This window comes from Micromonospora sp. WMMD1082, from assembly GCF_029626175.1.
Classification (GTDB): Bacteria; Actinomycetota; Actinomycetes; order Mycobacteriales; family Micromonosporaceae; genus Micromonospora.
The window spans coordinates 3,640,630-3,652,369 of record NZ_JARUBM010000002.1; the positions used below are offsets into that span (position 1 = coordinate 3,640,630).

Here is an 11,740-nt window from a genome sequence, read left to right on the forward strand (position 1 = left end):
TGGCGCCACGGCACGTGACCGCTCACTGCCCAGGATCGATGTCATAGAAACCGAACCCGTCCAGGTAGCAGACCGTGGCGAAGTCCTGGAGTACGACGGACCGGTCCGGATGGATCAGCCCCACCGTCACTGGCTCGCTCTCGTCGTCGACCGTCCGGACGAGCCGCTCGCCCACCTTGAACCGCAGGGTGACCCCCTGGCAGCTCGCCAACTCCTCGATCAGGTGCACGTGCGGGTAGCCGCGAAGCAGGCCCTCGACCGGGGAGGCGAAGAACGCCATGGCACCGTGGTTGTCCAGGGCGTACGGCTTGCGGTGCTCGGCGATGAAGCGGTCCGGGTCAGCGTACGCCTGCGCGGTGCGGTCGATCTGCGACTCGCCGGTCAGCAGTACGGCGTAGCGGGCGACATCGGCACCGCACAGTCGCGCCCCCGCCTCGACCAGCCGTGGTCCGTCGGCGGTCAGCATCACCTCCAGATGCACCGGACCGTACTGGATCCCCAGCGCGTCGAGCACCTGGTAGGAGTACTCGGCGACCGACTCCCAGTCGGGGTCGGTCGGTGACGTGGAGGTCATGCCGTTGATCCGGTCCAGGATGCCGTTGACGGTGATCTTCTGGTAGCGCCACGTGTCGGTGATCCGGTGGCGGCCCTGGCAGCTCACGGTGTTCACTACGAACTCGACACCCCGCAGGTACTCCTGGGCCACCACACCCTCGTTGGGCACGTCGAAGACGCTGTCGCGGGACATGATGTGGTGGTAGGCGGCCTGTGACTGCTCGGGCGTGTCGCAGAAGGCGACCCCGTCGTTGCGCGCGCTGCGTACCGGCTTGACCACGATTCGCCCGCCCATCTGACGGTGCCAGTCCGCCAACTGGTCCGGGTCGGTGACCCGTAGTTGCCGCGTGGTCGGTAGCCCTGCCGCCCGCAGCGTCTCGACCTGGACGAACTTGTCGCGCCGGGCCTCGCTCAACGCGGTGCCGTTGCCGGGCAGGCCGAGTACCTCGTTGAGCCGGTCGGTGAACTCCACCCCCACCTCGCTGCCCACCACGACGGCCACCGGCCGCAACGCCGCCAGCCTGGCCACCAGGTGGTCGAAGTCCCGGTCGTGGACGATGTTGTCGGTGTAGCCGCTCAGGTCGGCCTCGCCGTAGGAGGGCGGCGGCTGCGGCGTGGACTGGACCCGTACGCACTCCAGTCCGGCCTCGGTGAAGGCCGCCGCCAGCTTGTTGACCGCGCCGTACGGGTCGACGAGTGCGATCGTGCGCCCGTTACCCATGGTGGGCCTCCTCCAGTTTGTAGAACCCAGGTCCGTCGAGGTAGCAGATGGTCTGGAAGTCCTTCTCCAGGGTCGCCGCGTCGGTGTGTGCCAGACCCACCGCGAGCGGTTCGGAGCTGTCGTCGATGGTGCGGCGCAGCAGTTCGCCGGGGTGTACCCGCACCGACCGACCCTGGTAGCTGGCCAATCGCTCGACCTGGTCGAGCAGCGGGTACCCCTTGAGCCGGCCCTCGACGGGTGAGACGAGGAAGGCCATGGCGGCGTGGCCGTCACACCGGTAGGGCGCGTCGATCTCGGCGAGGAACCGTTCGCCGTCCAGGTATGCCTGCACGGTCCGGTCGATCTGGGACTCGCCGGTGGCGTGTACGGCGTATCGGGCGACGTCCGATCCGCACAGTCGTGCGCCCACCTCGACCAGTCGGGGGCCGGTGACGGTGAGGATGACCTCCAGGTGGGCGGGCCCGTACCGGATGCCGAGCGCGTCGAGTACGGCGGAGGCGTACCGGCGTAACGACGTCCAGCGTGGATCGGTGGGCGGCACGGAGCGGATGCCGTTGATGCGGTCCCGTACCCCGTTGACGTCGATCTTGTGATAGCGCCAGGTGTCGGTCACCCGGTGCCGGCCGCGCCAGCTGACCGTGTTCACCACGAACTCGGTGCCGGTCAGGTACTCCTGGGCGACGACACCCTCGTTACGGTGGCCGAAGTCGTTGACCGCCGACCGGATCTGTCGGTAAGCGGCGACCGACTCCGTCGGCGTGTCACAGATGTGCACGCCGTCGTTGCGGGCGCTGCGGATCGGCTTCACCACCACCCGCCCGCCGACCTTTCGGTGCCAGGCCGTCAGCTGCTCCGCGTCCCGCACCGGCAGCTGGCGCGCGGCCGGCAGACCCGCTGCGGCGATCGCGGCGATCTGGGCGTCCTTGGTCCGCCGCGCGTAGCTCAGCGTCGTGCCGTTGCCGGGCAGCCCAGCCGCCTCGGCGAGCGCGTCGGCGAGTTCGACGCCCTGCTCGGCGCCCGCGATCACGGCCAGCGGCCGGTACGCCGCCAGCAGGCCGACCGTCGCCGACACGTTCCCGTGGTGGACGATGTTCGCCGTGTAGCGGCTCAGGTCCAGCTCGCGGCGGTAGTGCTCGGGGATGTCGACGGTGCTCTGCACCCGGACGCAGTCGTGCCCGGCGTCCCGGAAGCCCTGCGCCAGCCGGCTGGCCGAGCCGAAGCCGTCGACCACGGCCACCGTGGGCCGGTCGGTCACTGCGGCCGCGGGCCGGTCGTGCCCGGCGGTGGTTGGTCGGTCGTGCACGCTGATCGTGCGTCGGTCGCTCACGGTCGGCCCGCGGTGGTGGTGCCGAGGGCCCGGACCAGCCGGGTCACGATCTCGTCCGCATCGGCCTCGGTCAGCACCAGCGGCGGCATCAGGACCAGAGTGTTGTTCGTGGTGGTGAGCAGCAGCCCCGCCTTTTGACAGGCGCGGCGGACCGCCGTCATGGCGGCCGCCCCCGGCCGCTCGTCGCCGTCGCGCAGCTCGACGCCGATCATCAGGCCCGCCCCGCGTACGTCGTGGACCAGGCCGGTGCTGGCCGCCTGGTCCCGCAGTCGCTCCCGGAGACGTTCGCCGACTCGTCGCACCTGGGCGAAGAGCGATCCGTCGGCCAACTCGTCGAGCACCGCCAGCCCGGCGGCCATTCCCACCGGATGGCCGTCGGCCGTGCAGCCGTGCGGGAAGACGTAACCGGGTCGGGAGATCGCCTCGTCGAAGATCGCGTCGGTGCTGACCAGGGCCGCCAGCGGGAAATAGCCGGAGGTGATGCCCTTGCCGAGGATCAGCAGGTCGGGCAGCACCTGCCGGTCGACCATCACCGACATCACGCCGGTCCGACCGAAGCCCGTGGTCACCTCGTCGGCGATCAGGTGGATGTCGTACCGGTCGCACAGGTCGCGGATCTGCCGCAACGCACCGTCCGGGGCGGCGAGCACGTCGGTACCCATGATCGGTTCGACGATGATGGCCGTGACCTGCTCCGGACCGTGCCGGTCGACCATCCGCGCCAGCGCTTCGAGGTTCCACGGCTTAACGTGGTGGACGTCCGGGGCCAGCGGCGCCTGCAACGCGTGCATCTGCCGCTCGCCGGTGAGCGCGCTGGCGATGCCCCCGGTGCCGTGGTACCCGTTGGTGAACGCGATGACCTTCGTCCGGTGCGTCTCGCCGCGAACCTTGCGGACGAACCGCGACAGCAGGACGGCGGCGCTGGTCATCTGCGAGCCGGTGCTGCCGAAGCGGACGTGGTTGAGCGGGTCGGGCAGCGCGCCGACGAGGCGGCGGGCGTACTCCAGCGCCACCTCCGGCGGTTCTTCGTAGCGGATCACCTGAGCCACGGGCAGCCGGCGCAGTTGGTCGCACATCGCCTCCACCACCCGTTGGGCCTGGTAGCCGAGCGTGGCGTTCCACATGGCGGCGCGTGCGTCCAGGTACCAGGTGCCGGCGGCGTCCTGCACCCAGCACCCCTTGCCCTGCGTGACGGCGCTGCGGGCAATGCTGCCGTCGTCGATGGCCGGACGGGTGACGGAGTTGTACCAGAGGGCGTCGTGGGGATCTCTCAACACGCCAGGGCCTCCAGCTTCCTACGGTCGAGCTTGCCGTTGTCGTTGCGAGGGAACAGCTCTACGGACGCGATCCGGGCCGGCACCATGTACCCGGGCAACCGGGTGGCCACCCACCGGGCCAGGTGCTCGGCCGGCAGGGTGCCGCCCACGTACAGGGCTCGCAGGTCGACGCCGTCGAAGAAGACGGCCGCGTCCTCGACCTCAGGGTGCCGGCGGAGCACCGCCTCGATCTCGCCCAGCTCGACGCGGTAGCCGTGCACCTGGACCTGCGAGTCGAGCCGGCCGAGGTGGGTCAGCTCGCCATCGTCGTCGACGACCCGGTCACCGGTGCGGTACCACAGCCGCTCCGACGGTGGATCGGATCCGGGGTGGGTCATGGCGGTCCGACCGGGAGACCAGCTCAGGAACCGGCCGGCGTTGTTGGCGGGGTCGAGATAACCGGCGAAGCGCTGCGGTCCGCGTACGCACAGCTCGCCCTCGCGGGCCGGATGACCCTGCTCGTCCAGGACCACGTACTCCAGGTGCGGCAGGCAGCGGCCGATGGGGACGGTGCCGTTGCGGGTCCGCGGCCAGTCCGCCGGATCGGCCGGCTGCCGGTGAACGGTGCAGGTCACGGTCAGCTCGGTGGGCCCGTACAGGTTCTCGATCACCGCGTCGGGTGCTGCCCGGTGCCAGGCCGCCGCCTGGTCGCAGGTGAGCTGCTCCCCGGCGAACAACCCCCAGCGCAGGTCCGGCATGCAGCCGGCCGGCAGGCGCCGCATTCGGCGGGCGAGCGAGACCACCGACGGTACGGAGAACCAGTGGGTCACCCCGTGCCGGTTGACGAAGGCCGCCGGATCGGCCAGCTCCTCGCGGCGGGGCACCACCAGGGCGCCGCCACCGGTCCAGGTGACGAACATGTCGAACACCGACGGATCGAAGGTGAGGTCGAACGTCTGGCTGAGCCGGCTACCCGGCCCCACGTTGTAGCGGGCGACGTGGTGCTCGACGTACGGCCGGACGTTGTCGTGCCGGATCGGCAAACCCTTCGGCACACCCGTCGAACCTGACGTGAAGAGGATGTAGGCGGTCGCGTCGTCGGCCGACCCCGGCCCGTCGTCGGCACTGGCCGGACGGCCCTGCCGGCCCGTCACGTGTCCGCTCGGCGCGGCGTGCACCAGCGGGGCGCGCACCGGCGCCAGTGACGCGCTCATCGTGGTGTCCACGAGAACGGTCCAGAGCCCGGCCCGGGTCGCGATCGTCGCGTTGCGGTCCCGGGGAAAGATCGGATTCAGCGGTACGACCGTCCCGCCGGCCCGCAGAATCGCCAGGTAGCCGGCGTACGCGAGCGGGCTGCGGGCGGCGAGCAGCCCGACCCGCGCCCCGGCCGGCAGCGGGCCGAGATCGGCGGCGAGGCGGTCGACGAGCGCGGCCAGCTCGCGGTAGGTGAAGGTGACGTCGCCGACCAGCAAGGCCGGCTGGCCCGGGTGCCGACGGACCGTCGCGGCGAACCAGTCGTACATGGTGTCAGACATGGCGCACCTCGCGATCCATGAGCACCAGGGCACCGTCGGCCGCGTGCAACCGGTCGTTGCTGTAGTTCAACGGCGCCGATCGCAGGTCCCGCAGGGCCCGCTCCAGCGCGAGGTCCGAGTCGCGGAGGTAGCCGTGTCGCATGCCGAGCAGCTCGACGAGGTCGTCGACCGCCGCCGGGCACTGCTCGGAGGCGGTCAGCTTGACCGTGTTGGCCAGCAGCTGCACCCCGACGGATGTCGGATCGGCGGTGGCGTTCAGGACCGCGACGGTGTGACTCACCAGGGCGTGCACGGTGTCCAACCGCTGCCGGACCCGGGACAGCCGGTGCAGCAGCAGCTCGGAGTCGAGGTTGCGGCGGCTGCGCTCGGCCCGCAGCAGGGTCACCACGCGACTGAGCGCGCCGTCGGCCGTGCCCAGCCAACACGCGGCCCAACCCAGGTGAGCCATCGGGGCGAAGGTCCGTACGGCGATGTCCCGGAACCCGCCGTGCTCGCCGATCACCTGCCCGACCGGAAGGTCGCCGCGCAGGTGCAGCGGCGCGCTGTGCGTGGCCCGCATGCCCATCGGGTTCCAGCCGCCCTTGACAGTGATCCGCAACTGGTCCCGCTCGGCGTAGAGCAGCGACAGCTGGGTGGGGGAGGTGGCGTCGGGGGCCTGCATCGTGACGAGGAACGCGTCGGCGTACTGGCCGCCGGTGACGACCGGGGCGAACCGGTCCACGTGCAGCACCACGCCGTCCCCGGGCAGCGCCGTGCCGGAGGAGAGCAGATGACCGCCGGTGGCCGCCTCGGTGGTCACCGAGGCCAGGTAAAGCTCGCCGCGGGCGATCCGGGGCAGCAACCGCTCCCGCAGCGCGCCGCTGTCACCGACGATGGCGGCCACCTGCTGGCAGTGCATCGTGAAGATCATTCCGACTGACATGCAGGTACGCGAGAGTCGACCGCTGACCGCGACCAGGTCGGCCAGGTCGCCGCCCGCCCCGCCGTGCTCGGCGGGCACCATCAGGCCAAGCAGCCCGGTGGCGCGCATGGCCGCCAGGGCTTCCACCGGGAACCGGGCGTCGCGGTCGCATTCGGTGGCGTGTCTGGCGGCGACCTCGACGACCTCGGCGACCGCGCGGTCGAGTTCGGCGGCACCCCACCCGGTCGGGCGGGTCACGGTGACGGTCATGCCGGGGTCCCGCTTCCCATCGCGGTCCGCTCGAACAGGGCGGTCAGGTTGTCCATCCGGGTCAGGTTGTCCGGAGTCAGTTCGGCGGGGTCGACCTCGACGTCGAGGCGTTCCTCGACGCGTTCGACCACCTCCACGATCCGGAACGAGTTGAAGGTCGGCAGATCGGTCAGGGTGGGCGTGGCGTGCAGGATGGCCGGGTCGACGCCGAGGACCTCGGCGGTGACCTCGGTGACGGCGGTGCGGACGGCGGTTCGATCCATGGTGTCTTCTCCCCGGGGTGCGGTCAGGCGCCGAGCTTGGCGAAGCCCTCTTCGACGCGGGTCAGGTTGTCGGCGACGTGCGGCAGGGCGAGCGGCTCCTCGGCGGCGAGGGCGGCCTCCTGCTCCTCATCGGTGTCGCCGTACAACATGCTGGTGGCGGCCTTGAAGCGCAGCGCGTCCGGATCGTCGCCGAGCAGGTGGCCGGCGAGCACCGCCAGGCCGAGTTCGTCGAGCAGGTGGCGGGCCAGCGACGCCGAGTCGGTCACGCCGCGCAGGTGCAACGTCTCCCGCAGCGGCGCGAAGTCGGGGTAGACGTAGAAGGCGCCGGTGGGCGGTCGGCAGGTGGCCCCGGCCGCCACGGCCGCGCCGTGCACCGCGCGGGCCACCGCGCCGTGCAGCCGGGCGCTGGCCGCCAGCCGCTGCCGGATCTCCGGCGGCTCGTCGAAGGCGTACGCCGCGACCTGCTGCGTTGGACCGGCCAGGGTGGACCATAGGTCACTCGCCACGCTGATCAGCCCGTCTCGCAACCGGCGTCCGGCGGCGTCCGGCGGCACCCGCAGCGCCCCGATCCGCCAACCGCCAAGCGCCAGCGACTTGGACAGGCCGGTCGTCACCACGGTCCGGTGCGGGACCAGCTCGGCGGGACTCACGAATGGCGTCTCCGGCCGGTGCAGCACGTCGCGGTAGATCTCGTCCGAGACGATCGTCAGCCCCTCGGCCTCGGCGATCGCGCACACCTCGCCGATCAGCTCCGCGCCGGCGAGCGTACCGGTCGGGTTGTCCGGCAGGGTGAGCACGACGATCCGCGGGTCACCGCCGTCGCGGCGGGCCGCCGAGATCGTCTCCCGCAGTGCGGTGGGCTCGGGGACGCCGCCGCAGCTATCCGGGATCGGCACGCCCCAGACCCGCTTGCCGGCCATCCGCGCCTGGGGGGCGTAGGAGTTCCAGCAGGGGCGGGGCAACAGCACATCGCCGGGCAGGACCAGGTTCAGCGCCATCAGCAGCGGCTTGCTGCCGGGCCCGAGGATCACCTGCTCCGGGCCGGTGGGCAGGCGCCGCCGCCGGAAGTAGCCGGCCACCGCCGCCCGGGCGTCCGGTGCCCCGGCGACCGGTCCGTACGCGTTGCGGCGCGCACCCGCGCACAGCTGCTCCACCAGCGGCCCGAAGGCGGGCAGGCGGGACTCGCCGAAACCCAGGTGGATAATGGATCGACCCTCGGCGCGCAGGCGCGCGACCCGCTCGTTGAGCGCGAGATTCGGTGACATGGAACTCATGACCGCACCGCCGTTCGGATGTCGTCGGGCACGTCGGCGGCGAGTTCCAGCTCGCTGAGCCAGGCCGCGCCGGTGTGGTATTGGGCCCGGAACGGGCGGCCGACCAGCGCGGGGTTGCGGGCCTGTAGCATCCGCAGCTGGAAGCAGCGGCCGTCCGGGTGGCTCTCGACGCCGTCCACGACCACCTTGCCGGAGGTGGTCGACATGACCGGCCCACGGACGGTCCGGGCGAGTCCCGGCAGCGTGCGGTACGCGGCGTGGAAAATCTCCACCGCCCGAGCCAGCGGCACCTTGAAGTAGTCGTATGGGCCGGTGTCGCGCTCGACGAACATGTAGTACGGCACCGCTCCGGCGGCCAGCTCGGCCCGCCACAACTCCGCCCAGACGTCGGCCTGGTCGTTCACGTGCGAGACCATTGGGGCCTGGCAGTAGATCACCGCTCCGGTGGACCGGATCCGGCGCAGCGCGGTCGCCACCAGGGGCGTGCGCAGTTCACACGGATGGGTGAAGTGCGCCATCACCGCGACCTGCTTGCCGGCCGCGATGATCCGCCCGAACAGGCGCAGCAACTCGTCGCTGTCCGCGTCGCTGACGTACCGCTGCGGCCAGTAGGCCAGCGACTTGGTGCCGATCCGGACGGTCTGGACCGTCGGCACGTCGAGCAGCGGTTCGAGATGGCCGCGCAGCCGCTCGGTGCTCATGATCATCGGGTCGCCGCCGGTGACCAGCACGTCACTGACTTCGGGGTGGTCCCGCAGGTAGTCCACCAGCCGGTCGGGACCGGGGGTGGCGAAGCGCAGCGCGGGATCGCCGACGAACTGTGCCCAGCGGAAGCAGTAAGTGCAGTATGAGTGGCAGGACTGGCCCTGGGTCGGGAAGTAGAGCACGGTCTCCCGGTACTTGTGCTGCAGGCCGGGTAGACGCTCGCCCCGGTGCATCGGCACGTTGTACTCCCGCTGGCCGGACGGGTGCGGGTTCAGGCCGGCGCGGATGCGGGCGACCACGGCGGCGACCTCCCGGGCGGCGGATCCCGAGTGCACCACGGCGGCCAGCGCCTGCTCGTCTTCGGCGGAGAGCATGCCGCGCTGGGGGAAGACCAACCGGAACATCGGGTCCTCCTCGGGCCGCGTCCAGTCGATCAGGTGGTCGAGGACGTATTCGTTGACCCGGAACGGAAAGACGTGCGCCAGCAGGGCGATTTCTTCGCGCAGGTCGGGGCGCAAGCCGTACCGGCCGGCGATGTCGTCGATTTGGCGCGGACCGAAGGCCCGGAAACGGGTGACGGCCACGGGATGATCGAGCATCAGTGTCATACGAATTCCTTCGTTCAGGACTTTGGCGGAATGCCCAGTTGACGCTGACCAATTGCGTCGGGTGGCGGTCGCGGCGTCCACCGCCAACTACCCCCACACGAGTGCGCTAACCGGTATGACGGAATCTCCCGATCAACCTCTCTCATGACGCGATAAAAGGTCTCGATGGCTCGTCTGGTAGCAGGGCCGATAACTTTGTCTGAGTCGGTCATCAAGATATTCGATCGATCAGAAGGGCGGCATTGTTTATGGCTGCGGTAAGCACGGAAATAGACCAACGTCAGGTCCAACACCCCTAAGGAGTGCGTCGCCCATGAATCTCGCCACTGGTTGCGGGTGGAAGCAGTGAACGGCCTGGACGGCACGCAGCCGATGCTGCTGCCGATGGGCCGGCCCCGGTCCGGCATGTCTAGCGTCCTGATCCACCCAGCCGGCGGCGGCCTCGGTGCGTACGCGGGCGTGGTGCTGAAGCTGGGCCGCCGTGGGCCGGTGTTCGGCATCCGCGGCCACGGGCTCGCGCCGGGCGAGACGCCGGACACCACCGTCGCCGCGATGACCGACCGGTACCTGAACCTGCTGGACAGCCTGCCCGACCCGCCGGACCTGCTGTTCGGTTGGTCGCTGGGCGGCGTCGTGGCGTGGGAACTGGCGTCGCGGCTGCGTTCCTCGTCGGGCCGGCGACCCCGGGTCGTCATGGTCGACAGCCCCTCGGCCGGCATCGACCGCGACCCGTCGGCCGCGCGGCGCTGGCGCGAGCGGGTCCGCGCGTCCCTTACCGAGAACGGCGGATTTCCCGCCGACCGGGTCGCCCGGACGGTCGAGGCCCACCTGGACGCGGTCACCGCCTACCGGGTGGCGGGCCGGCACGACTGCCCGACCCTGCTGCTGCCCTGTGCGCAGGAGGAGAATGCCGCTCATCTTGCGGCGTGGCGATCAGCGACGTCACAGCTGACGGTGTGTCCGCTGCCCGGTGGGCACTTCACCGCCTTCGACCGCGAACGGCTGCCGCTGCTTCTCGGTCACCTCGACGCGTTCCTCACCGCGACGGAGGTGACCCGTGCCTGACGAACTGCTGGCCACCGCGCGGGCGGCGTACGCCGCCGCGCCGCCGGTGGGCGACTCCGCCTACCACCGTTACTGCCGGGCGTTCGCCCGGCGGCTCGTCGCCGACTGGCCACTGATCGTGGCGGCCAACGACGACGACGTCGCCGAGGCCGAACGGGCCGGCATGGCCCCCACCCTGGTGAACCGGCTCCGGCTGACCGACGACCACCGGGACCGCATGGTGGCGCTGACCGGACAGGCCCGGCGGGAAGTCGAAACGGTGGTCGAGGTCGAGGTCCCGGTCACCGGTGCGGCGCGGACGGTGCACCGGGTGCCCCGCCCGCTCGGCGTCGTGCTGATGGTCTACGAGGCCCGGCCGACGGTCACCGTCGACGGGGCGCTGCTGCCGGTCATGGTGGGCAACGCCGTCCTGCTGCGCGGCGGGCGGGAGAATGCCGCCACCAACGCCGCGCTGGAGCGGACCGCACACGCCGCGTTGGCCGAGGCCGGGCTGCCGACCGGGCTGGTCACCGTCCTCGACGACCCGCACCGGCGGCTGCTGCGCGCCCTGCTGAAACGGCCCGACCAGGTGGACGTGGTGATCCCACGTGGCAGCCCGGCGCTGGTCGACGCCTGCCGGACCAGCGCCATTCCGCTCATCGCCAGCGGTGGCGGGGTCAACCACCTGTACGTGCACCGCAGCGCCGACCTCGACCTGGCGGCCCGGGTGACGCTGGACAGCAAGCTTCCCGAGCCCGCCGGCTGTACCTCGGTGGAGACGGTGCTGGTCGACCGGGCCGTCGCCGAGGCATACCTGGAGGCGCTGGCCCGGCGGCTCAAGGAGGTCGAGGCGACGCTGACCCTCCGGGTGGACCCCGGGGTCGGCGTCCCGGTGGCACCCGGGCTGCGGACCGAACCGCTAGGACCGTACGACATCGGCCGGGAATTCCTCGAACCGGTGGTCGCACTGGTCGGCGTCGACGGTCCGGCCACGGCCCTGGAGCACATCCGTGCGCACGGCTCCGGACACACCGAAGGAGTCCTCGCCCGCGATCCGGAGGTCACCGACACGTTCCGGCGCGGTGTCGACGCCGCCATGGTGGTCGTCAACGGCTCGCTGCGGCTGCACGACGGTCCCACCCTCGGCCTGGGCGCCGAGATCGCCATCGCCACCGGTCGGCTGCACGTCCGGGGTCCGGTGACCCTCGCCGCGCTCGTCACCTACAGCTATGTCACCGACGCTGCGGGGGCGCTGCGCGGCTGACCCGTGTCCTGTCCGTT

The 11,740-nt window shown here is 71.3% G+C and carries 10 protein-coding genes; 2 read left to right on the forward strand and 8 right to left on the reverse strand.

What is annotated here, in order from left to right:
- Window positions 1-22 precede the first annotated feature (22 nt).
- Genes O7615_RS16895 through O7615_RS16930 form a run of 8 tightly spaced genes read right to left on the reverse strand, consistent with a single transcriptional unit; the run spans window position 23 to window position 9,415 of the window.
- Window positions 23-1,276 (reverse strand): ATP-grasp domain-containing protein, encoded by a 1,254-nt coding sequence (locus O7615_RS16895; protein WP_278178613.1) that lies wholly within the window; start codon window positions 1,274-1,276, stop codon window positions 23-25.
- The gene (locus tag O7615_RS16900) at window positions 1,269-2,603 is read right to left on the reverse strand and encodes an ATP-grasp domain-containing protein (RefSeq protein WP_278178614.1); all 1,335 of its coding nucleotides are present in this window, start codon (window positions 2,601-2,603) and stop codon (window positions 1,269-1,271) included. Before O7615_RS16900 ends, O7615_RS16895 begins: the two co-directional genes overlap by 8 nt.
- Window positions 2,600-3,880 carry an aminotransferase class III-fold pyridoxal phosphate-dependent enzyme gene (locus O7615_RS16905; protein WP_278178616.1) on the reverse strand — a complete coding sequence of 427 codons (1,281 nt, stop codon included), beginning with the start codon at window positions 3,878-3,880 and terminating at the stop codon, window positions 2,600-2,602. The genes O7615_RS16900 and O7615_RS16905 overlap by 4 nt, the downstream gene beginning before the upstream one ends.
- Complete coding sequence (locus O7615_RS16910) at window positions 3,874-5,394, reverse strand: amino acid adenylation domain-containing protein (protein ID WP_278178617.1); 1,521 nt, start codon at window positions 5,392-5,394, stop codon at window positions 3,874-3,876. The genes O7615_RS16905 and O7615_RS16910 overlap by 7 nt, the downstream gene beginning before the upstream one ends.
- On the reverse strand, window positions 5,387-6,565 hold the full coding sequence (locus O7615_RS16915) for an acyl-CoA dehydrogenase family protein (protein WP_278178618.1): 1,179 nt from the start codon (window positions 6,563-6,565) through the stop codon (window positions 5,387-5,389). The genes O7615_RS16910 and O7615_RS16915 overlap by 8 nt, the downstream gene beginning before the upstream one ends.
- On the reverse strand, window positions 6,562-6,828 hold the full coding sequence (locus tag O7615_RS16920) for a phosphopantetheine-binding protein (protein ID WP_278178619.1): 267 nt from the start codon (window positions 6,826-6,828) through the stop codon (window positions 6,562-6,564). Before O7615_RS16920 ends, O7615_RS16915 begins: the two co-directional genes overlap by 4 nt.
- Before the next feature lie 23 nt (window positions 6,829-6,851).
- Window positions 6,852-8,102, reverse strand: coding sequence for a pyridoxal phosphate-dependent aminotransferase (locus tag O7615_RS16925; RefSeq protein ID WP_278178620.1), 1,251 nt, complete (start codon window positions 8,100-8,102; stop codon window positions 6,852-6,854).
- On the reverse strand, window positions 8,099-9,415 hold the full coding sequence (locus O7615_RS16930; protein ID WP_278178621.1) for a lysine 2,3-aminomutase: 1,317 nt from the start codon (window positions 9,413-9,415) through the stop codon (window positions 8,099-8,101). The genes O7615_RS16925 and O7615_RS16930 overlap by 4 nt, the downstream gene beginning before the upstream one ends.
- 345 nt (window positions 9,416-9,760) lie before the next feature.
- On the opposite strand from O7615_RS16930, the gene O7615_RS16935 reads away from it, so the two are divergent.
- Window positions 9,761-10,480 carry an alpha/beta fold hydrolase gene (locus tag O7615_RS16935; protein WP_278178622.1) on the forward strand — a complete coding sequence of 240 codons (720 nt, stop codon included), beginning with the start codon at window positions 9,761-9,763 and terminating at the stop codon, window positions 10,478-10,480.
- Window positions 10,473-11,723: a glutamate-5-semialdehyde dehydrogenase gene (locus tag O7615_RS16940; RefSeq protein WP_278178623.1), complete on the forward strand. Its 1,251-nt coding sequence runs from the start codon at window positions 10,473-10,475 to the stop codon at window positions 11,721-11,723. The genes O7615_RS16935 and O7615_RS16940 overlap by 8 nt, the downstream gene beginning before the upstream one ends.
- Window positions 11,724-11,740 lie beyond the last annotated feature (17 nt).

Excerpts from the sequence above, each read along its gene's own strand:
- O7615_RS16895 (WP_278178613.1), bottom strand. The coding sequence starts at position 1,276 with ATGGGTAACGGGCGCACGATCGCACTCGTCGACCCGTACGGCGCGGTC.
- O7615_RS16910 (WP_278178617.1), bottom strand. The coding sequence starts at position 5,394 with ATGTCTGACACCATGTACGACTGGTTCGCCGCGACGGTCCGTCGGCAC.
- O7615_RS16915 (WP_278178618.1), bottom strand. The coding sequence starts at position 6,565 with ATGACCGTCACCGTGACCCGCCCGACCGGGTGGGGTGCCGCCGAACTC.
- O7615_RS16920 (WP_278178619.1), bottom strand. The coding sequence starts at position 6,828 with ATGGATCGAACCGCCGTCCGCACCGCCGTCACCGAGGTCACCGCCGAG.
- O7615_RS16925 (WP_278178620.1), bottom strand. The coding sequence starts at position 8,102 with ATGAGTTCCATGTCACCGAATCTCGCGCTCAACGAGCGGGTCGCGCGC.
- O7615_RS16930 (WP_278178621.1), bottom strand. The coding sequence starts at position 9,415 with ATGACACTGATGCTCGATCATCCCGTGGCCGTCACCCGTTTCCGGGCC.